Below are 23,247 nucleotides of genomic sequence, written 5' to 3' on the forward strand. Positions count from 1 at the left end.
GCATGCGCGGGCCAAGGGGGAGGAGAGGGAATTCAGTGGGCGGCGGCCTTGTGCTGATCGCGCAGCGCGCGGATCTGGTCGTGGTTGCGCTGCACGCCTTGCATCTGGGCCTCGACCACGCTGCGGATGTCGGCGGGCAAGTCATCCTTCAGCGCGGAGCGGTAGCGCGCCAGGGCGGCGTCTTCGCCGCGCTCGGTCTCTTCGAGCATGGCCAGGTCGGTGTAGCCGGCCAGGGTGCCCTTGACGGCCACCCAGCCACGGTGGGCCGCACCGGTGGCGGTGCCGCTGTCTTCGGGTTTGCCACCTTGCTGCATCACGATGGTCTGCAGTTCCGCGGCGGCGCGCCGGCAGTCTTCCGCGCGGCTCATGAAGAGGGACTTGATCTGCGGGTCCACGGCGTGGTCCGCGCTGGCCTTGAAGCCGTACTCACCGTCCTTGCAGGTCTCGATGAGGTTGTTGAGCGTGTTGATGGTGCGTGTGTCTTTCATTGGCGTTCCTTCGAGGTTGTGAACGGGAAGCCGAACCGGGGGACTCGAAGTCCCGACCCATCCGACGTCTGTTCATGGGCACACGGCGTACCCGCTGGGTGGGGTGCCTCAGAGCGGGCGCTGCGCGATGGCTTCTCCGATGGCGCCCGCCAGCACTTCGGGCGGGCAGGGTTTGCGCAGCAGGCGCACGCCCGGCGGCGGGACGGTGTCTCCGTGATGGCCGCTGATCAGCACCACGGGCAGCTGCGGCAAGATTTGCCGCAAATGGTTGGCGAGCGCGACGCCGTCCATCTTGCCGGGCATGAGCACATCGGTGACCACCACATCGAAGCTGGGCGGCGTGTCGATCAGCCGCAGCGCTTCCTCCGCGCCGGCGGCGCACACCACGTCGCAGCCGTAGGAGCGGAGCACAGCCGCGGTGGCTTCGCACAAGGCCTCGTTGTCCTCGACGAGCAGCAGTCGGGTGCCGGCGATGGCGGCGGGCGAGGCCGGCGGGGCGGGGCGCGCGTCGGCGGGTTCACCGGTGTGGGCGGGCAGCACCAGCGTGACCGTGGTGCCCAGGCCCGGCATGCTCTCCAGGCGCGCGCGGCCGCCGGCCTGCAGGCAGAAGCCGTAGACCTGGCTCAGGCCCAGCCCGGCGACTTCGTGCGGTTCCCGCGTCGAGAAAAAGGGCTCGAAGGCGCGGTGGGCGACGGTGTCGTCCATGCCATGGCCGTCATCGCGCAGGGTGATGCGCACATAGCTGCCGCTGGGCAAGCCCTCCAGATCGTCGGGCTCGGCCGGAGCGGCGCCCAGCCAGAGGTGGCCATGGGCAGGAACGGCCTCGCGCGCGTTCAGCGCCAGGTTGATGAGCGAGAGTTCCAGCTCGCTGGGGTCGAGCCGCACGGCGGGTGTGTTGTCGTCGACTTCGGTGGTCAGCGTGACGCGGCGGTCCAGCAAGGTGCGCAGCAGTTCGGCGGTCTCGGGCAGGAAGGTCTGGAGTTGCAGCATGTGCGGGTGCACGGTCTGGCGGCCGGCAAAGCGCAGCAGGTGCTGGGTGAGGCGGCTGCCGGTGTCGACCGCGTTCAGGGTGGCGTCGATCGCGGGCTGGATGGCGGGGGCCGGGGCCAGGCGGCGCATCAGGTGCGCGCAGTTGCTGATGATGCCCAGCAGGTTGTTGAACTCGTGGGCGATGCCGCCGGTGAGCCGGCCCAGGGCCTCCACCCGGTGGTTGTGCGAGGCCCGCTGCTCCAGCTTGCGGGTGCGTTCCACCGCATCGCTCACCTGGCGTTCCAGTTCGATGCGCGCGTGGCGGATGGCGTGCCCCGCATCGTGCAGCGCCAGCGCGACCTGGTCGCACTCCAGCAAGCCGGTGCGCGTGCGCCGCAGGGGGCGGCCTTCGCGCAGGTCCAGCGCCATCTGCTCGATGGTGTGGATGGGTTGGACGATGCGCCGCGCCACCCAGGCCGCCGCGATGAGCGAGACCACCAGCAGCGCCAGCATGGCGGCGGCCACCTGCAGCACGGCGCGCGGGACCGCGCCTACGAACTGCTCGCGCGACATGCCCGTGACGTAGGTCCAGCCTTGTGGCGAGGTGTGGAAGTACAGCGTCACGGGGTGGCCATCGAGCGAGACCGTGTGCATCAGGCCCTCGCGTTCGGCGGCCAGGTGGGCCTGGAGGTCCGCCGTGACAGCTCGACCGGCGTGGGCGCCGCCGCCGGGATGGCGGGCGACCACGCGGCCCTGGTTGTCGATGATGGCCGCCAGCCACCCATCAGGGAGGCGCTGTTCGTCGATGATGCGCTGGAACTCGTTCGGCAGCATCGCGAGCGACAGGTTGAGCACCGCCTGGCCGTCGCGCAGCACCGGCTGCACCAGCGCGGCGTACTGAATGCCCAGTGCCGCGTTCTGCCGCAGCGGCTGGATCATCGGGCGGTCGACCAGCGCAAGCCGGGGGGCCGCGCGCGGCCGGGTGCCGGGTGGCTGGCGGGTGTTGACCAGCACCTGGTCCGCGCTGCGCAGCTCCAGCCAGCCTTCCAGCCCGGTCAGGGTGCGCCGCGCCTGCTGGTCGAAATCGCGCAGGGCGGCGGGCGACAGCTGGGGGGCTGTGTCGAGCAGCCTGGAACTCGCGAGCGCGCGCACCACGACGGCCCGCTGGGTCAGCTCGCGGTCGAGCACCATGGACAGCGCGCGGGTGGTCTCTTCGAGCACGTGCTCGCTGCTCTCGCGTTCCATGCGGTAGGTCAGGCCCAGCACCCAGGCGGCGGCGCACAGCGCGGGCAGCAGCACCGCCAGCACCAGGGCGATCAGGCGCGTCCGGATGGAGAAGCCTCGGGCCGACAGAGCACCCGGTTCGCGCTTCGAAGGATGGATGGAAAACATCGAATGCCTGGCCCCAGGGTGCCGCACTGTCGCTGCACACATGCCTGGCGCCCCGGGGGAGGCGGGCAATCCGCGTGCCCGTCCGCGGTTCGATGTCCGATGGCGCGCACCTGGCATCCCGCTTGCCGTGGTGGAGCGCTGCATTCCATTTCAGGCGCAGTGTTTTTCCAACCCACCAGGACCTCCCCATGAACCGCTCACTTCACCATCTCAAGGCGTGGCCGCTGGCCGCGATCGGCCTGGCCGTTGCGTGCTCGGTCTCCGCGCAGTCGGGCACGCCGCCCACCCCTCTGGACACCACGGTGGTGGCCCAGGCAGGCACCACCAGCACGGCGGCGCAGCGGCGCGCCTACGCACCGGGCGAAGGCAACTTCTCCGTGATTCCGTACACCTCGCACGGCTACGTCGGCGTCAACGTCGGCAAACCCGACTACGACCTGGGCTGCGTGGGGGGCTTCGCCTGTTCGGACAGCAGCACCTCGTACCACCTGTACACCGGCGGGATGTTCAACCGCTACGTCGGTGCCGAGCTGGGTTACGTGAACCTGGGCGACATGGAGCGCGGCGGTGGCAAGGCCGAGGCGCATGGCATCAACCTGAGCCTGGTGGGGCGCGTGCCGCTGGGCGTGGTGCACCTGTTCGGCAAGGTCGGCACCACCTATGGCCGCAGCGAGGTCTCGGCCAGCCCGGGCTCGGGCATCGCCACCGGCAAGGCCAGCGGGTGGGAAGGCTCCTACGGCGCGGGCATCGGCTTCGACCTGAGCCCGCGCTCCTCCATCGTGCTGGAGTGGAACCGCTACGACGTGCGCTTCGTGGGCATCGGCAAGCGCGAGGTGGACACCACCAGCATCGGCTACATGCACCGGTTCTGAGGCCGGTTTCGGCGCTTTTTTCGGGATGCCGAGCCTCGGCATCCTTTTTTTTGCCAGCGGGAACCGAACCGGGCGCGCCGTTTGCCCTGTGTAGGCCTGATCCGACAACCTATGGAAAAAGAATGGTTCTTCAGACCTCCAGCGCGGGCGAGCCGAGCATGTACGAACCCCATCCATCGCCTGCGGGCAGCGGCCTGCAGCTGCTCGTCGCGGACGACAACCGCGACGCTGCCGAGTCGCTGGCCCTGCTGATGGAGGTGGACGGCCACACCGTGCACATCGCCAACGACGGGCGGCAGGCCCTCGAGATGGCGCAGCGCCTGCAGCCCGATGTCTGCATCCTCGACATCGGCATGCCCGGCATGGATGGCAATACGGTGGCGCGCTGCCTGCGCGATGCCTTGCCGGAGCGGCGCATGATGATCGTCGCCGTGACCGGCCGTTCGCAGCCGGAAGACCGGGCACGGTCGCTGGCCGCCGGGTTCGACCTGTACTTCACCAAGCCCATCCCGCTGGGCGCGCTCATGGGCAGCCTTGCCCAATGGCGGGACGACGGCGCGGCGCCGTCGCCGTCCACGCCCCCGCAAGGCTGACCGCGATGTCCGTGCTGCAGACCATCTGGACCACGGTGCAGGCGGAGTTCGGCGACCTTGCCGATGTCGAGCGCATCACGCGCGCCACCTGGCGCATGGGCGAAGCCCTGCTGCTGGGCGCGGCCATCGGCTGGGACCGCGAGCGGCGCGATGCCGAGGCCGGGCTGCGCACCCACATGCTGGTGGCGCTGGGCGCGGCCCTGTTCGTGCTCGTGCCGCAGGCATCCGGCATGAACGAGGAGCAGCTCAGCCGCGTGGTGCAGGGCCTGGTATCGGGCATCGGCTTTCTCGGCGCTGGGGCGGTGCTCAAGGACGAGAGCGAGGGGCGGATCCACGGGCTGACCACGGCCGCCACCATCTGGGCGACCGCCGCGATCGGCGTGGCCGCCGGGCTCGGCCAGACGGGCACCGCCGTGTTGGCCACGGCCTTCATCCTGCTGGTGCTGGTGTGGTTGCGCCGCTGGGGGCGTTCGATCCGCAAGGAGAGCGAGGCCGACCCCCCGGCCGACGGGGGACATTGAACAGGCGGTGGCTTTCGGGTGCAGAATGACGCGCGAGCCCTGAGCGCCGCTGTCGCCACCCACCTTCAAGGCCTACTGATGCCCCTGCATGGAAAAGAACTCATCGCGCTGGCGGACCAACTGACGCAACGGCGTGAAGCCATTCTGCAGGCGTGGCGCGCGAGCGTCGCGGCGGATGCCACGCTGACCACTGGCGCCTCGCTGCCGCACACGCAGCTCAACGACCACATCCCCGCCGTGCTGGAAGGCTTCGAGGAGCAACTGCGCGCGCCCCGCGTGGAAACCGCGCACCTGGGCGACGCCGCGGCGCACGGCCTGCACCGCTGGCAGCAGGGCTTTGGCCTGGCCGAGGTGGTGCGGGAACTCGGTCGCCTCAACGAATGCGTGGTCAACGCACTGGAGGCCTTGGCGTCGGGCCACTCGGTGGCGGCGATGGCCATGGCGCGCGCGGTGTGGGCACAGGTCTACAGCCTGGCCGTGAGCGCGAGCACCGCGCAGTACTTCAAGTTGCAGCAACTGGAGGCCACCGCCTATGCGCGCGGGCTGGAGGAGGCCCTGGAGGCCCTGCGCCGCATGGAGCAGCAGCGCGCCCTGCTCTGGCAGGAAGCCGCGCACGACCTGCGCGGCAACCTGGGCGTGGTGACCAACGCCACCGCCGGCTTGGGTGCGCGCCAGGCCGATCCCGCAGCGCGCGAGACCTTCCTGCGCCTGCTGGGACACAACGTGCAGGCGCTGCACAAGCTGCTGGACGATGTGACCACCTTGGCGCGGCTGCAAAGCGGGCAGGAGGAGCGCAACCTCGAGTCCATGGACGTCGCGCCGCCGCTGCGCGATCTGTGGGAGGCGCTGGAGGACCACGCGCAGCAGAAGGGCCTGACCTTCGGATTGAACGGGCCGTCGCCCTTCGTGGTGCAGTCCGATGCGGTGAAGCTGCGACGCATCGTGCAGAACCTGGTGCTCAACGCGATCCGCTACACGCGCACCGGGGGCGTGGAGGTCACCTGGGCCGATGGCGGTGCCGAGGACCCGGATCGCTGGAAGCTGATCGTGAAAGACACCGGTCCGGGCATCCACCAGGCCAAGTCCTCGGAGCTGAAGGACGCGCTGGAGGTGGCCACCCAGCACGCGGAGCAGGTCGTGAGCGACACGCAAGCGAACCAGATCACGCACATTCACGATGAGGACGCCGGCGTGCCCCCGCCGGGCGAATCTACCGAGAACTACGTGCACGGCGAGGGCATCGGCCTGTCCATCGTCAAGCGCCTGTGCGAGGTGCTCGATGCCACGGTGCAGGTCGACTCGGACCACTCCGGCACGACCTTCCAGATCATGTTCCCGCGCGCCTACGACTGAGTCGGGGGTGGCGTCAGCGGGCGCCGACGCCGGCCGTCCCGCGGGGTGTGGTGGGCAATGACGCGGTGCACCAGGTGCAGCTTGCGCACGGCGGGCCGCGACAGCACGAAGGGGTAGAAGTCGGCCACGCCCATGCTGCGCGAGATCTCGTTCAGGGCCACGGTGAGGTGCAGCCAGTGGTTGAGCCAGAGCAGGAACTGCTCGTCGGTGGCGTCCAGGGCCCCGTTGCCGTTGCCGTCCTCGCTCAGCACGTCGGGGCCGAAGGGTTCGCAGGCCAGTTCCACGCGGTCGCCCCGGATGCCGAAGCCGCGCGCCGTGCCCAGCGTGTCGCGCATGTGCAGGTAGTGCGCCCAGGTTTCGGCCCAGTCTTCCCAGGGGTGGCTGCTGGCGTAGGCGCTCACGTGGCGCGAGCTCCAGTCCGCTGCCGCGCCCTGGTTGTAGTGGTTCTGCAGCGCCAGGGCGTAGTCGGTGCGCTCGTCGCCGAACACGGCCCGGAACGGCTCGAGCCATTCCTTGCCATCGACCAGGCGCTGCCAGAAGTAGTGGCCCGACTCGTGGCGCAGGTGGCCCAGCAGTGTGCGGTAGGGCTCGCGCAGCGAGGTGCGGCGGTGCTCGCGCGTGGCGTCGTCCGCCTCGGCCGCGTCCAGGGTGATCACGCCCTCGGCATGGCCGGTGATCACGGGCGGCAGGCCAGGTTGCGAGACCAGGATGTCGAAGGCCAGCCCGCGCTGCGGGTCTTCGCTGCGCGGCACGATGGGCAGGCGCAGGGCGAGCAGCGAGGACACCATGCGCCGTTTGGCCTGTTCGATGCGGTGCCACCAGCCGGCGTGTTCCGGCACGTCGAGGTCGGGCAGCGTGCGCGTGAGCCGACAGCACAGGCACAGCGAGGGCGTTTGCTCGCGTGGCTTGGACGGCGGAACGAGCCAGTTGCACGCGGCCGGCGAGGACAGGTTCTCGCAGCGCTGGTAGGTGCGCTGGCGCGTGCCGGTCTCGCTGCTGCGCCACCAGCCGGCTTCGCCGGTGGGCTCCAGGGGCAGCAGCTTGCCGCGCGCGGCGTCGTAGCCCAGCGCCCGGCCGCAGCCCAGGCACACGCTGTTGCGAAAGAAGATCGGTTGCCCGCAGATGCAGGTGAAAGCACGGTTCACGGCGCGAGGTCCTCGGTGATGCGGGTGGCGGTCTGATGCCGCAGGGTGAAGGCGCGCGTGAATTCCGCGCCGAGCAGGAACACCTGCGCCGAGTAGTACACCCAGAGCAGGAAGATGACCAGCGAGGAGGCCGCGCCGAACACCGAGGCGACGCCGCTGCGCCCGATGTAGGTGCCGATGACGGACTTGCCCACGGTGAGCAGCACGGCGGTGATCACGGCGCCGATCCACACATCGCCCCAGGCCAGCGGAACGCGCGGCATCCATTTGAAGATCATGGCGAACAGCACGCTGAGGAAAGCCAGGCTCAGGGCGAAGTCGACCGCGCCCGCAAGCATCGCCAGCTCGCCCAGCCAGGGCGCGGCCCACTTGCCCAGGGCCGCCAGCGCGGCGCTGAGCACCAGCGAGACCATGAGCAGGAAACCGATGGCCAGCACCAGGCCCAGCGAGACCAGGCGCGCGCGCAGCAGCTCGAGCACGCCGCCCCGCTTGGGGTGCTCGGCGTTCGTGCGCCAGATGCGGTCCATGGCGTTGCGCAGCTCGGCGAACACGGTGGTGGCGCCGATGAGCAGCGCGCCCAGGCCCACCACCGTGCCCACGATGCCGGCGGCCGGGCGGTTCGCGTCTTCCACCAGGCTGTTGATGGTGAGCGCGCTGTCGCTGCCGACCAGTTGGGAGAGCTGCGCGAAGATCTCGCCGCGCGCGGCGGCTTCACCGAACCACAGGCCCGCGACCGAGATCACGATCAGCAGGATGGGCGCGACGGAGAACAGGGTGTAGAAGGCGAGGGCGGCGCCCATGCTGGGCGCGTCGTCGTCGATCCAGTTGACGACGGCGGCTTTCATCACGCGAAAGAGCATCGCGTGCCTTTCAGAGGCTTTCCCCGCCCCCGGCGGGGCCGCTGGCGACCGATTGGCCGGTGCGTGTCGGGCGGGCCGGCTCGGAAATGTCGGCCAGCGCGGCGCCGGCCTGCTGCACGTCGCCCCTGGCGGCCAGATCGCCCAGCGAGAGGATGCCCACCAGGTGCTTGTCGCGGTCGAGCACGGGCAGGCGGCGGATCTGCAGTTGCTGCATCTTGGCCGCGACCTCGGCCAGGCCTTCGTCCTCGAACACCCATTCGACCTGGGCGCTCATCACGTCCTCGAGCCTGGTCTTGCCGGGCGCGAGGTCCTGGGCGACGCCGCGCACCACGATGTCGCGGTCGGTCACCATGCCGAGGAGGCGCTGGCCATCGCAGACCGGCAGCGCCCCGATGTCCAGTTCTTCCATGGCCTGGGCCGCGAGCACCACGCTGTCCTGGGGGCCGAGTGTGCGCACGCCACTTGTCATCACATCTTTCACTTGCTTCATGGGAAATCTCCTGCTGCGGTTGTGGCGTTGGCCCGCCGCAGGGCGGCGGGTGGGACCTGCACAGGGCAGGTGCTGTGCCTGCGCCCACCGGGAGCGGGGATTGCCCCGGCAGGCTCGAAGGATCTTCCTGCGACCACTCTAACGAGGAGCAACGCCATGATCAACATCATCCTCTGGCTGGCGGCCGGCGGCCTGTTGGGCAGGCTGGCCAGCGTGGTCATGTCCACGGATGGCCGCCAAGGCATCGCGCGCAATGTCGTGGCCGGCATCGTGGGGGCCGCCATCGGTGGCTGGGTGCTCGCGCCCCTGATGGGTGTGGACACCCTCAACGACAGCGTCGTCAACGTGGGCGCCATGCTCATGTCGCTGATCGGCGCCATCATCCTGCTGGCGCTCATCAACCTCTTTCGACGCGAGTCGATGCACTAGTCCGCGTGGGCCCGTTTCGGCAAATATTGCGGCAAGATGCTCCCTTGCCCGGGCCGGTCTGGCGGGCGTTCCGAACCACTGTGTCTGAATGTTCGGAAAGGTGCGCGCCGTGTCCCTCTGTGAGGGCGCGGCGGGGACGGGGTTTTGTGGGAATTTGTGTCTTCTGCTCTGGTGCGGCATGGTGGTTGCATAGAAGCTGGTCTGAGGCGGCCGCAGCTCGCGACACCGCCGACCCTGTCTTACCGGAGGAGAACCGCATGATCCAAATGGACGCCCGCGCCGACCAGCGCCAGAGCCAGACCCAGACCCTGTCTCCCCGCTTGCAGCATGCCGTGCGCCTGCTGCAGATGTCCTCGCTGGATTTCGGCATCGTGGTGCGCGACGTGCTCGGGCGCAACCCGTTCCTTGAAGCAGCAGAGGGCGATGACGATGACGAGGGCGAAGGCCTGCGGGACGGTGACATCGACACCCGAGCGGGCGAAGCGGCTGGCGAGGTGTACGACGGACCGCGCGAGACCGATCTGGCGGCGCCGGCGGAGGCCGAGATCGACCGGTCCATGGCGTCCGACAGCGACCTGTGGCTCGCCGATGGCCTGACCCCGGCGCGCCAGGGACACGACGGGGATGTGTCCGCGCTGGATTTCATGATGGAGGAAACTCCGCTCAATGCCCACCTGCACGCGCAGCTCGGCACCATGGCCCTGTCGCCGCGCGACCTCGCGCTGGCGGGCGTGGTGGTCGAGTCGCTCGATGACGACGGTTACCTGCGCACGCCCCTGAACGAACTGCGCGAGGTGGCGGACGTGGTGCCCGCAGCGACGCTGGAAGACCTGCAGATCGCGCTCAAGCTGGTGCAGTCGCTGGAGCCGGCCGGTGTGGCCGCGCGCGATGTGGCGGAATGCCTCAGCCTGCAGCTGGGCGAGATCGAATGCCCCCATGTGCGCGCGATGGCGCGCGCCATCGTCAACGACCACATGAACAGCCTGGCGGCGCGCGATGTGCCGACCCTGGCGCGGGCGCTGGACGCCTCGGTGGGCGAGGTCGAGGCCGTGTGCGACCGCATCCGCCACCTCGACCCGCGACCGGGCTGGCGCCTGAGTTCTTCCCGGGTGAACTACATCGTGCCCGACGTGATCGTGAAGAAGGACCGGGGCGCGTGGAACGTGCGGCTCAACGCCGCGGTGGTGCCCAAGGTGCGCATCAACGAGGTGTACGCCCAGCTGTTCCAGCGCCACCGCTGCGCCGAGAACGCCGAGATGGGCGCGCACCTGCAGGAGGCGCGCTGGACTTTGCGCAACGTCGAGCAGCGCTTCTCGACCATCCTCGACGTGTCACAGGCCATCGTGCGGCGCCAGCGCCACTTCTTCGAATACGGCAGCATGGCGATGAAGCCGCTGGGCCTGCGCGAGATCGCCGACGAGGTCGGCATCCACGAATCCACGGTTTCGCGCGTCACCAACAACAAATACATGGCCACACCCACTGGCGTGTACGAGCTCAAGCACTTCTTCTCGCGTGCGATGGTGAGCGCCAATGGCAAAGCCTGCTCGGGCACCGCGATCCGGGGCTTGATCCAGGACATCATCGAAGCCGAGTCGACCGATCGGCCGCTGTCGGACGCCGAGATCACGCGCCAGCTCGCCCGGCAGGGCCTGACGGTGGCTCGGCGCACCGTCACCAAGTACCGTCAGATGCTGCGCATCGAGGCCGTGGGCCGACGCAAGCGCCACGACGGCCTCGCCGTCTCGACCTGAGGCTCAGACCGGCGGGGCACGGGTCGCTTCTGGCTGCTCGCTCAGCAGCCGAAGCAGCTGTTCGGGGTTCACCGGTTTGAGCAGGTGCTGATCGAAGCCGGCCAGGCGCGCGGCCTCGCGGTCGGCGTCGCGGCCCCAGCCGGTGATGGCCACGAGGCGGATGCCTTTTGTGGTGGCATCGGCGCGCAGCGCCCGCGCCACCTGGTGGCCATCGAGCCCGGGCATGCCGATGTCCAGCAGCGCCACGTCCGGGACCTGCGCGCGCGCCGCGCGAACCGCCGCTTCGCCATCGTGCACGACCTCGACCTGGTGGCCGTGTGAGGACAGCACGGCCGAGAGGCTCACCGTCAGATCGACGTTGTCGTCCGCGATGAGGATGCGCAGCGGGCGCGAAGGCTGGGCATGGGCCTGCGCCACGGCGGAGGCCTCGTCGCGCGGCGGCTCCCGGTGCAGGCGGGGCAGCCGCACCGTGAAGCACGAGCCGCGGTGCAGGCCCTCGCTGTGCATGGACAGCGAACCGTCGTGCAGCTCGATGATCTGGCGCGAGAGCGTCAGCCCCACGCCCAGCCCGGCGCTGCCGCGCTGCATGGACTGGTCCGCCTGTTCGAACAGGTCGAAGATGCGTTCCTGCATGGCAGGCTCCACGCCGATGCCGGTGTCCACCACCGTCACCTCGACCGACGATGGTGTCGAGGTGAGCGAGAGGTCCACGCGCCCACCGTGCGGCGTGTAGCGGCAGGCGTTGTTCAGCAGGTTGGAGAACACCTGCGTCAGCCGCACCGCGTCGCCGTTCACATACAGCGCGGCATCGGGCAGGTGCAGCGTGAGCTGCAGGCCATGCTGTTGCGCCAGCGCCTGCGCGCCTTCGATGGCGGTGAGCAGCAGCTCGCCGATGTTCACCGGCGCCGTGTCGAGCGACAACTTGCCGGTGGTCACCCGGGAGGCGTCCAGCAGGTCGTTGACCAGGCGCACGATGTGCTGCAGCTGGCGCTCGAGCACCGTCAGCGCCTTCTCCCGCGCCTGCGGCGACACCTGCGGCATCTGCAGCAGGGCCACCGCGCTCGTCATGGGCGAGAGGGGGTTGCGCAATTCGTGGGCGAGGGTGGCCAGGAAGGTGTCCTTCTGGCGGTCGGCCTGGCGCAGCTCGCGTTCGACGCCCTGGCGCGTCACCATCTCGCGTTCGAGTTCGGTGGTGCGGATTTCGCATTCGGAGAGCATGCGGTTGAAGGCGTCGACCAGCACGTCCAGGTCTTTGTAGTCGGTGGCCGGTGCCCGCAGCGACCAGTTGTGGCTGCCGATCACGTCGCGCGCCACCGACGTCATCTTCTCCAGCGGCGCGGTGATGCGGCGCTGCAGGAGCACGAACAGGTAGTAGGCCGCGACCAGGCTCACCGCGCTGACGGCCAGCACGATCAGCGCGAAGTCCACGAAACGCTGCCACACGCCGTGTTCGGCCTTGAGATAGAGCATGCCGATGCGCGCGCCGTTGTGCTCGATGGGGCGGACCATCTCCAGCGACGCGCCGCTGAAGCGCGGGCCCCAGGCGTCCGATGCCAGCGGGATGCGGGCGCGCAGCTCGCTTTTCGTGGTGGTGTGCGAGGCGATGAGCGCGCCGTCGCGGCCGTACACGGCGGCGGCGCGGATCTGGGGCTGCTGGCGCAGCAGGTAGAGGTTTTCCCAGGCCGCCTGGGTGTTGCGCGATTCCAGCGCCGGGGCGATGGAGCGCGCGATCAGATCGGCCTGGGTGCGCATGTCGGCGATGCCGACGCGGCGGTAGACCATCAGCTCGTAGGTGAGCAGGGCGCCCGCACTGAGCAGGATCGCCAGGAACGTGGTGAGCATGGCCGCGCGCGTGAGTTGCTGGCGCAGCGAGGTGGGTTTCATGGTCTGCGGGGCGCGTCGTGGTGAAGAGCAAGCCACTTTAGCAGGCCAATTTCACGCACCGCAAGCCGCACAGTCCGGCACAATTTGAGCCTGTTTCCGTCCTCCCACCCTTTCACGAGCGCGCATGGCCGAAACTGTTCCCGAACCCCCGTCCACCGTCGGGCGCGCAGCGTTTGCCCCGCAGCCGGAAGCGGGTTTGCCTTTCGAGGCCATCTTCCTGGCCTCGCCGCTGGCCGCGAGCGTCTCGCGCCTGAGCGACGGGCGCCTGCTGGCGGTCAATGACGCCTGGCTGGCGCTCACCGGCCAGCGCCGCGAGCAGGCGATCGGCCGCACGACCGTGGAGCTCGGGCACTGGCCCAGCGCCGACGAGCGCGCGCGCTTCGTGAACCAGCTGCCGTCGCTCGACACGGTGCAGCACTTGCGCCTGCGCGACGGCGTGATGCACCGGGTCCGCCTGCACACCACGGTGGTGGACACGCTGCCCGAGCCCCTGGCGCTGGTCTACATCACCGAAGCCACCCGCGAGTTCGAGGCGATGGAAGCCCGGCTGCAGACCGAAGCCGCCTTGCGCGAGGCGAACCTCGTTCTGCAGCAGCAGGTGGAGCTGCACGCCGCGATCGAGAAGCTGGCCCGCGTGGGCCATTGGACCAACGCCCAGCACTCGGACAGCGTGGTGTGGTCGCTGGGCCTGTTCGAGATCGCCGGCCTGGAGCCGCGCGACCTGATCGCGCGCGGAGACGGCCGGGCGGGCATTCACCCGGACGACCTGCCCGCCTGGCAGGCCGCGCGCGAGGCGATGGATGGGCGCGAGGTCGAGTTCCGCTGGCAGCTGCCCGATGGCCAGCAACGCTGGTTCCGCACCCGCATCGGCCAGACCAGCGTGGCCGGCAACCCGCAGACCGATTTCGGCGTGGTGCAGGACATCACGGCCGAGCGCGAAGCCAGCGAGCGCCTGGCCGAACAACTCAAGCTGCTGCAGAACATCGCGGCCCGGGTGCCCGGCATGATGTACCAGGCGCGCCTGCGGGCCGACGGCAAGAGCGTGATCTCGTATGTGAACGACGTGGTCCGCACCATGCTCGAGATCGAGCCGGCCGAGTTGGAGGAGGATGCGGACGTGCTGTTCCGGCGGGTGCATCCCGATGACCGCGCGGAGATGATCGCCTCGCTCGGCGCCTCTGCCCGGCATCTCACGCCCTGGCGCCAGACCTACCGCGTGTGCCTTCCCACGGCCGGGATGCGCTGGCACCATGTGGAGGCTGTGCCGCAGCGCGAGGCCGACGGCTCGGTGCTCTGGCATGGCTTCTCCACCGACGTGACCGAGGCGCGACTGGCCACGCAGAAGCTGGAGCGGCAGCACCGCATGCTCGAGGCGGTGCGCCTGGCCCAGTCGGTGTTCATCGAGGCCGAGGACAAGCGCAAGGCCTTCGAAGGGCTGTTGCAGGCCTTTCTCTCGGTCACCGGCAGCGCCTACGGCTTCGTGGGCGAGGTGCTCTACACCGACGCTGGCGCGCCCTACCTGCGCACCAGCGCCATCACCAACATCGCCTGGGACGAGGCGTCCCGCCTGATGTACGCCAGCCAGGCCGAGGCGGGCATGGCGTTCCGCAACCTCGACACCCTGTTCGGGCGCGCCATGCTCACGGGCGAGCCCCTGATCGCCAACCAGCCGGCAACCCACCCGCACGCCGGGGGGCTGCCGGGTGGTCATCCGCCCATGGACGCCTTTCTGTGCGTGCCACTGGCCGTGGGCGACCGGCTCGTGGCCATGGTGGGTCTGGCCAACCAGCCGGGGGGTTACAGCGAAGACGACATCGAATTCCTGCAGCCCCTGCTGGGGGCGGTGCGCCAGCTGGTGCTGGCCTGGCGCGGCCACATCGAGCGCCGCCGCACGCGCGAGCAGCTGGAGATCACCAGCGAGCTGCTGACCGAAAAGAGCCTGGACCTGCGGGCCACGCTGGAGAGCATCGAACAGGGCCTGTGCCGGGTGGACGCGGACAACCGCATCACGGCTTACAACCACCGCCTGCTCGACATGCTGGACCTGCCCGAAGCCTTGTTGCAAGGGCAACCCACGCTGGAACAGGTGCGGCGCTTCCAGACCGAGCGCGGCGACTTCGGGCCCGGGTTGTCCTGGGTGGACCCGATTGCCCACGCCCACCTCATGCACGGACCACCGGTGCCACCGCCCGATAAATACTGGCGCAAGACGCGCGATGGCCGCACGCTGGAGATGCGCTCCCGGATGCTGCCCGACGGAGGCATGGTGCGCACCTTCACCGACGTGAGTTCCTACATGCAGGCCCAGGAGGCGCTGCGCGAGCAGCGCCAGCGCCTGGCCTGGGTGCTGGAGGCCACGCGGCCGGGCATCTGGGAAAACAACATCCCCGACAACGTGCTCACGGTCAACGAACGCTGGGCCGAGATGCTGGGCTACACCCTGCGCGAGCTGCAGCCCATGCGCGCCGAAACCTGGGAGGCGCTGGTGCATCCCGACGACCTGAAGCGGGCCGACCAGATCCGCGACCAGCACATCGCGGGCATCCTGCCGTACTACGAGTGCGACATCCGCATGCGCCACAAGGCCGGCCACTGGATCTGGGTCAACACGCGCGGCCGGGTGCACAAGCGCGATGCGCAGGACCGCGCGACGTTCATGTCGGGCACGCACCTGGACATCACCGAGCGAGTGGCCGCGCAGGAGCAGGTGAAGGCGCTCAACGCCAGCCTGGAGCAGCGGGTGGGCGCGCGCACGGCCGAACTGGAGCGCTCCATGCGCGACATGGAGGCCATCTCGTACTCCATCGCGCACGACCTGCGCGCGCCGCTGCGGTCGGTCAACGGTTTTGCGTCCATCGTGCTGGAGGACGAGGCCGACCGCCTGAGCCCGACCGGGCGCGACATGTTCGAGCGCATCGCGCGCTCGTCGCGCAACATGGGCCAGATGATCACCGACATGCTCGAGCTGTTGCGCGTGGTGCGCGTGGACCTCGAACCCGTGCCGGTGGACATGGCCGCGCTGGCGCAGTCGGTGGTGGAAACGCTTTCGCCGCAGACCAACCACGCGCGCATCGACATCCAGGCCATGCCGCAGGCGATGGGCGATGCCACCTTGCTGCGCCAGGTGTTGTCCAACCTGATCGACAACGGGCTCAAGTACTCGCGCCACCTGGCGCAACCCGAACTGGCGGTGGGCTTCGATTCGGGCCAGCGCGCGTATTTCGTGCGCGACAACGGCATGGGCTTCGACATGGCGCACGCCGAGAAGCTGTTCGGCCTGTTCCAGCGCCTGCACGCGGGCAGCAGCGTGCCCGGCATGGGGGTGGGGCTGGCCATCGTGGCGCGCATCGTCGAGCGCCATGGCGGGCGCGTCTGGGCCGAATCCGCGCCCGGTGAGGGCTCGACCTTCTGGCTGCGCCTGCCGCTGGGCTGAAGGAAACACCCCCCTGCGCCGCTGTGCGGCTTCCCCCCTCCGTGGCGCGCCTTCGGCGCTTCGAGGGGGGACGGCATCTCGGGCCGGCGAAGCCGGACCCTGGATGCCCCTGGTGGGTGTTGCCCCTCTTGTTGCGGGGCGCGCTCCGGGTCAGCTGCCGACGGCGTTGTCGGGCGCTGCCGCATCGTCGGCGGCGGGTGTGTCCTGCGGTGCGTTGGCGGGTGCGGTGGGCTTGGCGCGCGCCTGGCGCACCGCCGCCTTGTCGCCCGCGCTGGCGAACTTGCTGTACTTGCCGGTCAGGCCGACCAGCTGGCCGTAGATCTTGGGGTTGGCGGCCAGGCATTCCTTCTGTTCGAGGAAGTCGGACTCACCGGTGAAGTTGCCCACCAGACCGCCGGCTTCGGTGACCAGCAAGGCGCCGGCGGCCACGTCCCAGGGGGAGAGGCCCATTTCGAAGAAGCCGTCGGTGAAGCCCGCGGCCACATAGGCCAGGTCGAGCGCGGCCGAGCCGGGGCGGCGCACGCCGGCCACGCGCGGCATCACGTCGCCGAACATCTGCAGGTAGGTCTGGAAGGCGTCGCCCGGGCGGAATGGGAAGCCGGTGGAAATCAGGCAGTCGCGCAGCGTGGTGCGCTTGGCCACGCGGATGCGGCGGTCGTTCAGGTAGGCGCCGCGCCCGCGCGTGGCGCAGAAGAGGTCGTTGCGCGATGGGTCGTAGACGACGGCCTGCTCCAGCCGGTTGCCCACCATGAGCGCAATGCTCACGCAGTAGACCGGGAAGCCGTGGATGAAGTTGGTGGTGCCGTCCAGCGGGTCGATGATCCAGACATGGTCTGCGCCGCCATGTTTGCCCGGGCGCTTGCCCGATTCCTCGGCCCAGATCGCGTGGTCGGGGTAGGCGGTGAGCAGGGTGTCGATGATCGCGGCCTCGGCGGCCTGATCGACCTCGGTCACGAAATCGTTGGTCTGTTTGACCGAGACCCGGACCGACTCCACGTCCAGCGCGGCGCGGTTGATGAGGGTGCCAGCGGTGCGTGCGGCCTTGATGGCCACGTTGAGCATGGGGTGGAGTGTGGACGACATGAATTGTGAACCTCGGCGCGCTCCGCAGGGGGAGGGCGCGGCAGTGGTGGAAGAGCGGGTGACGAAGCCCGGCGATGCGGGCGGCGACAATACCCGGGATTTTACCGTCCCCGCCCTTTTTCGCATGCGCACCCGTTTTGTCCTGATCCAGACCAGCCACGCCGGCAATGTGGGCGGTGTCGCCCGCGCCATGAAAGTCATGGGTTTCGACGACCTGGTGCTGGTGCAGCCGCGCTGGGCCAACGTGCTGCGCCGCGAGGAAACCATCCAGCGCGCCAGCGGGGCCAACGACGTGCTGGCCCAGGCGCGCATCGTGGACACGCTGGACGAGGCGCTGGAGGGCATGAGCCACCTCTGTGCCACCGCCATGACGCCGCGCGACTTCGGCCCGCCCACGCGCGCGCCGCGCGAGCACTTCACGGAGCTGCTGGGCGCGGGCGATCCGCCGTCAGGGGTGGCCTTTCTGTTCGGGTCCGAGCGTTTCGGCATGCGCAACGAAGACGTGTACCGCTGCCACGTGGCGCTGAGCATCCCCACCGCGCCGACCTTCGGCTCGCTCAACCTCGCCGCGGCGGTGCAGCTGATCGCCTACGACTGGCGCCAGGCGCTCGGCGGCTTCGGGGCGCCACCGGTGGTGGCCGAGCGGCCGCAAGCCGATGCCCAGGCCCTGGGCGGCATGCTCGACCACCTGGAGCGCGCCTTGGTGGCGGTGGACTTTCTCGACCCCGAGGCGCCCAAGAAGCTCATGCCGCGCCTGAACCAGCTTTTCAACCGGGCCGCGCCCAGCGACGAGGAAATCCACATTCTTCGAGGTGTCGCCAAGGCCATGCTGCAAGCCGCCGAGAAGGCGAAGCGATAGACTGCCGGCTTATGTTCGACCGCATCCGCTCCGACATCCAGTGCGTGCTTGACCGCGACCCGGCCGCGCGCAGCACCTGGGAGGTGATCACCTGCTACCCCGGGCTGCACGCCGTCTGGCTGCACCGCCCGGCGCACTGGTGCTGGCACCACGGCTTCAAGTGGCTGGGTCGCTTCATCTCGCACATTTCGCGCTGGTTCACCGGCATCGAGATCCACCCGGGCGCCAAGCTGGGCGAGCGCGTGTTTTTCGATCACGCCATGGGCGTGGTGGTGGGCGAGACTGCCGAGATCGGCGACGGCTGCACCATCTACCAGGGCGTGACGCTGGGCGGTACCTCGCTCTACAAGGGCACCAAGCGCCACCCGACGCTCGGCCGCGACGTGGTGGTGAGCGCGGGCGCCAAGGTGCTGGGCGGTTTTGTCGTCGGCGACGGTGCCAAGATCGGCAGCAACGCGGTGGTGATCAAGCCGGTGCCCGCAGGGGCGACGGCGGTGGGCATTCCGGCCCGCATCATCCCGAGCAAGACCGGCGAGAGCGCCGACGTGACCGAGCAGGGCCAGAAGTTCCAGGCCTACGGCATCACGCAGGACGACGATCCCTTGTCGCAGGCCATGCGCGGCCTGATCGACAACGCCGCCGGGCAGGAGCACCAGATCGCGCTGCTCTGGCAGGCCATCGAGACCCTGGCCGAGGCGAAGAAGCGCGATTGTGTGCCGCAGGACGCGGCGCGCGAAGAGTGCTTCGAGGCTGAAAAGCTCAATCAGCTGGTCGGGAAGTGACGCGGAGCGCCGGGTGGCCGGCTCCGCTCATGTCCCCCGACCCGGCTTCGCCGGGTCTCCTCCTTCACTTCGCTGCGCCGGCCACCCGGCGCTCCGCGTCACGCGTGGTGGTGCGCGGAAGGGCTTCGTTCAGTGATGATGTCCGTGCGCGCCATGGGCGTGGCCATGGGCGATCTCTTCGGCTGAGGCGGCCTTCACGTCGATCACGTTGAGCGTGAACGTCAGGTCCTGGCCGGCCAGCGGGTGGTTGCCGTCGAGCAGGACGGTGTCCCCCTTGATCTTGGTCACGGTGAAGATCTGGCGGTTGCCATCGGCATCGCTGCCTTCGAGCTGGCCGCCCACCTTCACGCCGGGCGGGAAGTCCTTCTTGGAGATGGAGGTCACCAGGCTTTCATCGCGCTCGCCGAAGGCCAGCGAGGGCTGCAGCTTGATGGTGGTGCTGAAGCCCTTTTCCTGGCCTTCCAGGGCCAGTTCGACGCCCGGCAGCGTGTTGCCGTAGCCGCCGTGCAGGTAGGCGCGCGGTTCCTTGCCGTCTTCGAGCACTTTGCCCTTGGCGTCGACGGCGCGGAAGGTGAGGGTGACGATGGTGTCTTTGGTGATCTTCATGGCGGGTCGCTGGAATGGGTTAGCGGGCGGGGCGCACGGCGGACTTCGGGCGGAAGGCCTTGCAGACTTCGTCGTGCGTTTCAAGATAGGGGCCGCCGATCAGGTCGATGCAGTAGGGCACGGCGGCGAAGATGCCGTTGATGCGCTGCGTGCCGTCGGCGTTTTTCAGGCCTTCGAGGGTCTCGGCGATGGCCTTGGGCTGGCCGGGCAGGTTGATGATGAGGCTCTGGCTGCGGATCACCGCCACCTGGCGCGAGAGGATGGCGGTGGGCACAAAGGCCAGGCTGATCTGGCGCATCTGCTCGCCAAAACCCGGCATTTCCTTGTGCGCCACGGCCAGCGTGGCCTCGGGCGTCACGTCGCGCAGCGCCGGGCCGGTGCCGCCGGTGGTGAGCACCAGCGAGCAGCCGGCGTGCACCAGTTCGATCAGCGTGGCGCTGATGCGCGCCTGTTCGTCGGGAATGAGGCGCGGTTCGAAGGTGATCGGGTTCCTGAGCGCGCGCGTGAGCCAGTCCTGCAGCGCGGGCAGGCCCTTGTCTTCGTACACGCCGGTGCTGGCGCGGTCGCTGATGGACACGATGCCGATGCGCACCGGGTCGGCCGAGGGGGGCGTGGTCGTCTCGCTCATGGCTGGTCTTGTTCGTCGGTGGGGGGGCCGTCGTCGTCCTCGCCCTGGTTCAGCGTGGCCTTGACGATCTGGAAGATCTCGCGGTAGGCCTTGCCGTGGCGCACGGCCTCGCCGGGGCGCTCCTGCGCCTGCGTGGCCTGGGCGTCCTTGCGCGCCTGGCGGATCAGCGCGCGCAGGTGCTGCACGTCGGCGCCCGCGTCGAGCTGCAGCCACTGGGTGAGCGCGTCGTCGTCGGCGATCAGGCGGTCGCGCCATTGTTCGGCCAGGTGCAGCGAGAGCGTGCCCTTGGCCGAGCCCTTGTTCTGCTCGTCGAGCGCGGCTTCCACCGCGGCGATGGTGTCTTCGTCCAGCGCGCGCATCAGCTTGCCGATGAACTGCATCTGGCGGCGGCGGCCTTCGAAGTTGGTGATGCGCTTGGCCTCGGCCACCGCGTCCAGCAGCTTCTCCGGCAGGTCGAGCTTCTGCGTCAGGTCGGCGCGCAGGGTGAGCAGGTTCTCGCCGAGCGCCTGGAGGCGGTCGCTCTCCCGTTTCAGGTCGGTCTTGCTCATTTCGGCGTCGCCCTTGAGCTCGCGCTTGAGCTCGAGGTCCAGCTCGCTGCCCAGGGCGACGAACTGGCCACGAACGAAATAGCCTTTGGTGGGTTTGCGGGACATGTGGATCGTTGAATAGGCCTTCTGCGCGAATGGCAGCGGCCGGAAGGGGCGGCAAGTATCATAGCCGTCGACATGAAAAAACCCTCCCAAGCCCCTGCGGCAGACCCCCGTTCCCCCCTTTCCGGTTTCCAGTACGCCCGCAGCCAGTTCGAGGAACTGGTCGATCTGGCCCTGGGCCACGCGAAACAGCTCGGTGCTGTGGACGCGGCGGCCGAGGTGTCCGAGGGCGCCGGCCTGAGCGTTTCGGTGCGCAAGGGCGAGCTGGAGAACGTGGAGCGCAACCGCGACAAGTCGCTGGGCGTCACGGTCTACCTGGGACAGAAGCGCGGCAACGCGTCCACCTCCGATTTCTCCGCCGCCGCCGTGCGCCAGACGGTGCAGGCCGCCTACGACATCGCCCGCTTCACCGCCGAAGACCCGGTGGCCGGCCTGCCCGACGCCCAGGACGTGGCCGACAGCTACCCCGACCTGGACCTGTTCCACCCCTGGTCGCTCGATTCGGAAGAGGCCGCGCGCATCGCCCTGGCCTGCGAGGCCGCGGCTTTCGCCACCAGCAGGAAGATCAGCAACAGCGAAGGGGCCGGCGTGTCGGCCCAGCAGTCGCACTTCTTCACCGCGCACCTGCGCGGCGGCGAGCGCGGCAAGCCCGGCATCTTCAGCGGGGGTTACGCCAGTTCGCGCCACAGCCTGTCGGTGGCGCCGATCGCGGGCAAGGGCGCCAACATGCAGCGCGACTACTGGTACAGCTCGATGCGTTCGCCCGGCGAGCTGGCCACGCCCGAGGCGGTGGGCCGCTACGCCGCCGAGCGCACGCTGGCGCGCCTCAACGGCCGCAAGATCGCCACCACCGAATGCCCGGTGCTGTTCGAGTCGCCCCTGGCGGCCGGCCTGCTGGGCAGCTACGTGCAGGCCACCAGCGGCGGCGCGCTGTACCGCAACACCACCTTCCTGCACGACAGCCTGGGCAAGCGCGTGACGGCCAAGCACCTGGACATCCTGGAAGACCCGCACGTGCGCAATGGCAAGGGCAGCGCGCCGTTCGACGACGAAGGCGTGCGCACAGCCAAGCGCAAGGTGCTCTCGGGCGGGCGGGTGCAGGGCTATTTCCTCTCCACGTACTCGGCGCGCAAGCTGGGCATGCGCACCACCGGCAACGCCGGCGGCTCGCACAACCTCACGCTCACCAGCCGGCTCACGCAGCCGGGCGACGACCTGCGCGCCATGCTGAAGAAGCTCGGCCGCGGCCTGTTCGTCACCGAGCTCATGGGACAGGGCGTGAACTACGTGACCGGCGACTACTCGCGCGGCGCCTCGGGCTACTGGGTGGAAAACGGCGAGATCGCCTACCCGGTGCACGAGATCACCATCGCCGGCAACCTCAAGGACATGCTGCTGGGCATTGAGGCCATCGGGGCCGATGCCTACAACTACGGTGCGAAAACGACCGGTTCGATCCTGATCAACAGAATGAAGGTGGCGGGGAGCTAGGCCCACCCCCGCGCCGCGCCGGCGGCGCGTCACCCCTCGGGGGAGCCATGCCTGTGGATCGGCGGAGCCGGATCCACGGCATGTCTTGACTTAGCTGCCTGCGCCGGAGAGGGCGGCTTTCACCGCCGCAGACACCTGGCCCATGTCGGCCTTGCCGGCCAGGCGCGCTTTCACCGTGCCCATGACCTTGCCCATGTCGCCCGGGCCTTTGGCGCCGAGTTCGGCCACGATGGCCTTGACCTCGGCGGCCACTTCGTCGGCCGACAGGCGCGCGGGCAGGTAGCCCTGCAACACGGCCATTTCGGCGGCTTCCTTGTCCACCAGGTCCTGGCGAGCGGCCTTGGTGAAGGCCTCGATGCTGTCCTTGCGCTGCTTGACCAGCTTGTCCACGATGGCGATGACCATGGCGTCGTCCAGCTCCACGCGCTCGTCCACTTCCTTCTGCTTCATCGCGGCGGTGAGCAGGCGGATGGTGCCCAGGCGCTCGCTGTCCTTGGCGCGCATGGCGGCTTTCATGTCTTCGGTGATCTGGTCTTTCAGGCTCATGGAGGCTCCTGGGAGGGTCGAGAGAGGAATCGGAAACAAAAAAGCCCGCCTGAGCGTCCTCCAGCGGGCTTGTTCGCGACCGGGCGGCAGGGCCCGGTGGCTCGTGCTCAGTACAGCTTCTTGGGCAGCTGCATCGAGCGCACACGCTTGTAGTGGCGCTTGACGGCGGCAGCCTTCTTGCGCTTGCGCTCGGCGGTCGGCTTTTCGTAGAACTCGCGGGCGCGCAGATCGGTCAGCAGGCCGAGCTTTTCGATGGTGCGCTTGAAACGGCGCAGGGCGACGTCAAAGGGCTCGTTGTCTTTTACACGGATGGTCGTCATTGGCGAAGGATGTCCAGAATGCGCGGAAAGAGGATGAACGGGAAGATCGGGCCCGGGCGTCGTTTCCGCAAAATGTCCCGTCATTAACTAGTATTGGCC

At 69.2% G+C, this 23,247-nt stretch carries 22 protein-coding genes; 10 read left to right on the forward strand and 12 right to left on the reverse strand.

Annotated elements, in window-relative coordinates; genetic code table 11:
- Positions 1–32: 32 nt before the first annotated feature.
- Positions 33–488, reverse strand: coding sequence for a PA2169 family four-helix-bundle protein (locus tag ACODTB_RS00610; RefSeq protein WP_291115869.1), 456 nt, complete (start codon positions 486–488; stop codon positions 33–35).
- Positions 489–596: 108 nt separating this feature from the next.
- On the reverse strand, positions 597–2,849 hold the full coding sequence (locus ACODTB_RS00615; RefSeq protein ID WP_291115872.1) for a response regulator: 2,253 nt from the start codon (positions 2,847–2,849) through the stop codon (positions 597–599).
- Positions 2,850–3,037: 188 nt separating this feature from the next.
- Here ACODTB_RS00615 and ACODTB_RS00620 point away from each other — a divergent pair, with 188 nt between their 5' ends.
- The 4 genes from ACODTB_RS00620 to ACODTB_RS00635 all read left to right on the forward strand — a co-directional run bounded on the left by ACODTB_RS00620 (position 3,038) and on the right by ACODTB_RS00635 (position 6,188).
- Positions 3,038–3,721, forward strand: a complete 684-nt coding sequence (locus ACODTB_RS00620; RefSeq protein WP_291115877.1) for an outer membrane beta-barrel protein — start codon at positions 3,038–3,040, stop codon at positions 3,719–3,721.
- A gap of 122 nt (positions 3,722–3,843) precedes the next feature.
- Positions 3,844–4,314 carry a response regulator gene (locus tag ACODTB_RS00625; RefSeq protein ID WP_291115880.1) on the forward strand — a complete coding sequence of 157 codons (471 nt, stop codon included), beginning with the start codon at positions 3,844–3,846 and terminating at the stop codon, positions 4,312–4,314.
- 5 nt (positions 4,315–4,319) lie between these two features.
- Positions 4,320–4,835 carry an MgtC/SapB family protein gene (locus tag ACODTB_RS00630; RefSeq protein ID WP_291115883.1) on the forward strand — a complete coding sequence of 172 codons (516 nt, stop codon included), beginning with the start codon at positions 4,320–4,322 and terminating at the stop codon, positions 4,833–4,835.
- A gap of 78 nt (positions 4,836–4,913) precedes the next feature.
- Positions 4,914–6,188: an ATP-binding protein gene (locus tag ACODTB_RS00635; RefSeq protein ID WP_291115886.1), complete on the forward strand. Its 1,275-nt coding sequence runs from the start codon at positions 4,914–4,916 to the stop codon at positions 6,186–6,188.
- Here the strand turns inward: ACODTB_RS00635 and ACODTB_RS00640 are convergent.
- Genes ACODTB_RS00640 through ACODTB_RS00650 form a run of 3 tightly spaced genes read right to left on the reverse strand, consistent with a single transcriptional unit; the run spans position 6,179 to position 8,683 of the window.
- Complete coding sequence (locus tag ACODTB_RS00640) at positions 6,179–7,333, reverse strand: zinc-binding metallopeptidase family protein (protein ID WP_291115889.1); 1,155 nt, start codon at positions 7,331–7,333, stop codon at positions 6,179–6,181. The genes ACODTB_RS00635 and ACODTB_RS00640 overlap by 10 nt on opposite strands.
- Positions 7,330–8,193, reverse strand: a complete 864-nt coding sequence (locus tag ACODTB_RS00645; protein ID WP_291115891.1) for a YihY/virulence factor BrkB family protein — start codon at positions 8,191–8,193, stop codon at positions 7,330–7,332. The genes ACODTB_RS00640 and ACODTB_RS00645 overlap by 4 nt, the downstream gene beginning before the upstream one ends.
- Before the next feature lie 10 nt (positions 8,194–8,203).
- Complete coding sequence (locus ACODTB_RS00650) at positions 8,204–8,683, reverse strand: CBS domain-containing protein (RefSeq protein WP_291115894.1); 480 nt, start codon at positions 8,681–8,683, stop codon at positions 8,204–8,206.
- Positions 8,684–8,839: 156 nt separating this feature from the next.
- Between ACODTB_RS00650 and ACODTB_RS00655 the strand changes: the two genes are divergently transcribed.
- Together ACODTB_RS00655 and rpoN are read left to right on the forward strand one after the other, a co-directional pair.
- Positions 8,840–9,112 (forward strand): GlsB/YeaQ/YmgE family stress response membrane protein, encoded by a 273-nt coding sequence (locus tag ACODTB_RS00655; RefSeq protein WP_366833348.1) that lies wholly within the window; start codon positions 8,840–8,842, stop codon positions 9,110–9,112.
- Between the two features lie 257 nt (positions 9,113–9,369).
- Positions 9,370–10,866 (forward strand): RNA polymerase factor sigma-54, encoded by a 1,497-nt coding sequence (rpoN, locus tag ACODTB_RS00660; protein WP_291115896.1) that lies wholly within the window; start codon positions 9,370–9,372, stop codon positions 10,864–10,866.
- Between the two features lie 3 nt (positions 10,867–10,869).
- On the opposite strand, the gene ACODTB_RS00665 is transcribed toward rpoN, so the two are convergent.
- Positions 10,870–12,750: a sensor histidine kinase, YfiR-like protein-associated gene (locus tag ACODTB_RS00665; RefSeq protein WP_488929039.1), complete on the reverse strand. Its 1,881-nt coding sequence runs from the start codon at positions 12,748–12,750 to the stop codon at positions 10,870–10,872.
- A 124-nt stretch (positions 12,751–12,874) separates the two neighbouring features.
- Between ACODTB_RS00665 and ACODTB_RS00670 the strand changes: the two genes are divergently transcribed.
- Positions 12,875–16,183, forward strand: a complete 3,309-nt coding sequence (locus ACODTB_RS00670; protein WP_291115900.1) for a PAS domain-containing protein — start codon at positions 12,875–12,877, stop codon at positions 16,181–16,183.
- 150 nt (positions 16,184–16,333) lie between these two features.
- Here ACODTB_RS00670 and ACODTB_RS00675 read toward each other — a convergent pair whose 3' ends face one another.
- Entirely contained in the window at positions 16,334–17,266 is a 933-nt protein-coding gene (locus ACODTB_RS00675; RefSeq protein ID WP_291115902.1) for an inositol monophosphatase family protein, read from the reverse strand.
- A 124-nt stretch (positions 17,267–17,390) separates the two neighbouring features.
- On the opposite strand from ACODTB_RS00675, the gene ACODTB_RS00680 reads away from it, so the two are divergent.
- Positions 17,391–18,125, forward strand: a complete 735-nt coding sequence (locus ACODTB_RS00680; protein WP_291115903.1) for an RNA methyltransferase — start codon at positions 17,391–17,393, stop codon at positions 18,123–18,125.
- Positions 18,126–18,136: 11 nt separating this feature from the next.
- Positions 18,137–18,907, forward strand: coding sequence for a serine O-acetyltransferase (gene cysE / locus ACODTB_RS00685; RefSeq protein ID WP_291115905.1), 771 nt, complete (start codon positions 18,137–18,139; stop codon positions 18,905–18,907).
- Positions 18,908–19,036: 129 nt separating this feature from the next.
- Here cysE and ACODTB_RS00690 read toward each other — a convergent pair whose 3' ends face one another.
- Genes ACODTB_RS00690 through yjgA form a run of 3 tightly spaced genes read right to left on the reverse strand, consistent with a single transcriptional unit; the run spans position 19,037 to position 20,794 of the window.
- On the reverse strand, positions 19,037–19,513 hold the full coding sequence (locus ACODTB_RS00690; RefSeq protein WP_291115907.1) for an FKBP-type peptidyl-prolyl cis-trans isomerase: 477 nt from the start codon (positions 19,511–19,513) through the stop codon (positions 19,037–19,039).
- A gap of 19 nt (positions 19,514–19,532) precedes the next feature.
- The gene (gene mog / locus ACODTB_RS00695) at positions 19,533–20,141 is read right to left on the reverse strand and encodes a molybdopterin adenylyltransferase (protein WP_291115909.1); all 609 of its coding nucleotides are present in this window, start codon (positions 20,139–20,141) and stop codon (positions 19,533–19,535) included.
- Positions 20,138–20,794: a ribosome biogenesis factor YjgA gene (gene yjgA / locus ACODTB_RS00700; RefSeq protein WP_291115911.1), complete on the reverse strand. Its 657-nt coding sequence runs from the start codon at positions 20,792–20,794 to the stop codon at positions 20,138–20,140. The genes mog and yjgA overlap by 4 nt, the downstream gene beginning before the upstream one ends.
- Before the next feature lie 72 nt (positions 20,795–20,866).
- On the opposite strand from yjgA, the gene pmbA reads away from it, so the two are divergent.
- The gene (gene pmbA, locus ACODTB_RS00705; protein ID WP_291115913.1) at positions 20,867–22,282 is read left to right on the forward strand and encodes a metalloprotease PmbA; all 1,416 of its coding nucleotides are present in this window, start codon (positions 20,867–20,869) and stop codon (positions 22,280–22,282) included.
- 90 nt (positions 22,283–22,372) lie between these two features.
- Here the strand turns inward: pmbA and ACODTB_RS00710 are convergent, their stop codons facing one another.
- Positions 22,373–22,828: a GatB/YqeY domain-containing protein gene (locus ACODTB_RS00710; protein WP_291115915.1), complete on the reverse strand. Its 456-nt coding sequence runs from the start codon at positions 22,826–22,828 to the stop codon at positions 22,373–22,375.
- 107 nt (positions 22,829–22,935) lie between these two features.
- Entirely contained in the window at positions 22,936–23,148 is a 213-nt protein-coding gene (gene rpsU, locus ACODTB_RS00715) for a 30S ribosomal protein S21 (RefSeq protein WP_056273869.1), read from the reverse strand.
- Positions 23,149–23,247: the final 99 nt, after the last annotated feature.

The sequence above is a fragment of the Hydrogenophaga sp. FG152 genome, assembly GCF_057809615.1.

Coding starts and splice junctions, on each gene's coding strand:
- ACODTB_RS00610 (WP_291115869.1), bottom strand. CDS start 488: ATGAAAGACACACGCACCATCAACACGCTCAACAACCTCATCGAGACC.
- ACODTB_RS00615 (WP_291115872.1), bottom strand. CDS start 2,849: ATGTTTTCCATCCATCCTTCGAAGCGCGAACCGGGTGCTCTGTCGGCC.
- ACODTB_RS00620 (WP_291115877.1), top strand. CDS start 3,038: ATGAACCGCTCACTTCACCATCTCAAGGCGTGGCCGCTGGCCGCGATC.
- ACODTB_RS00625 (WP_291115880.1), top strand. CDS start 3,844: ATGGTTCTTCAGACCTCCAGCGCGGGCGAGCCGAGCATGTACGAACCC.
- ACODTB_RS00630 (WP_291115883.1), top strand. CDS start 4,320: ATGTCCGTGCTGCAGACCATCTGGACCACGGTGCAGGCGGAGTTCGGC.
- ACODTB_RS00635 (WP_291115886.1), top strand. CDS start 4,914: ATGCCCCTGCATGGAAAAGAACTCATCGCGCTGGCGGACCAACTGACG.
- ACODTB_RS00645 (WP_291115891.1), bottom strand. CDS start 8,193: ATGCTCTTTCGCGTGATGAAAGCCGCCGTCGTCAACTGGATCGACGAC.
- ACODTB_RS00650 (WP_291115894.1), bottom strand. CDS start 8,683: ATGAAGCAAGTGAAAGATGTGATGACAAGTGGCGTGCGCACACTCGGC.
- ACODTB_RS00655 (WP_366833348.1), top strand. CDS start 8,840: ATGATCAACATCATCCTCTGGCTGGCGGCCGGCGGCCTGTTGGGCAGG.
- rpoN (WP_291115896.1), top strand. CDS start 9,370: ATGATCCAAATGGACGCCCGCGCCGACCAGCGCCAGAGCCAGACCCAG.
- ACODTB_RS00665 (WP_488929039.1), bottom strand. CDS start 12,750: ATGAAACCCACCTCGCTGCGCCAGCAACTCACGCGCGCGGCCATGCTC.
- ACODTB_RS00670 (WP_291115900.1), top strand. CDS start 12,875: ATGGCCGAAACTGTTCCCGAACCCCCGTCCACCGTCGGGCGCGCAGCG.
- ACODTB_RS00675 (WP_291115902.1), bottom strand. CDS start 17,266: ATGTCGTCCACACTCCACCCCATGCTCAACGTGGCCATCAAGGCCGCA.
- ACODTB_RS00680 (WP_291115903.1), top strand. CDS start 17,391: ATGCGCACCCGTTTTGTCCTGATCCAGACCAGCCACGCCGGCAATGTG.
- cysE (WP_291115905.1), top strand. CDS start 18,137: ATGTTCGACCGCATCCGCTCCGACATCCAGTGCGTGCTTGACCGCGAC.
- ACODTB_RS00690 (WP_291115907.1), bottom strand. CDS start 19,513: ATGAAGATCACCAAAGACACCATCGTCACCCTCACCTTCCGCGCCGTC.
- mog (WP_291115909.1), bottom strand. CDS start 20,141: ATGAGCGAGACGACCACGCCCCCCTCGGCCGACCCGGTGCGCATCGGC.
- yjgA (WP_291115911.1), bottom strand. CDS start 20,794: ATGTCCCGCAAACCCACCAAAGGCTATTTCGTTCGTGGCCAGTTCGTC.
- pmbA (WP_291115913.1), top strand. CDS start 20,867: ATGAAAAAACCCTCCCAAGCCCCTGCGGCAGACCCCCGTTCCCCCCTT.
- ACODTB_RS00710 (WP_291115915.1), bottom strand. CDS start 22,828: ATGAGCCTGAAAGACCAGATCACCGAAGACATGAAAGCCGCCATGCGC.
- rpsU (WP_056273869.1), bottom strand. CDS start 23,148: ATGACGACCATCCGTGTAAAAGACAACGAGCCCTTTGACGTCGCCCTG.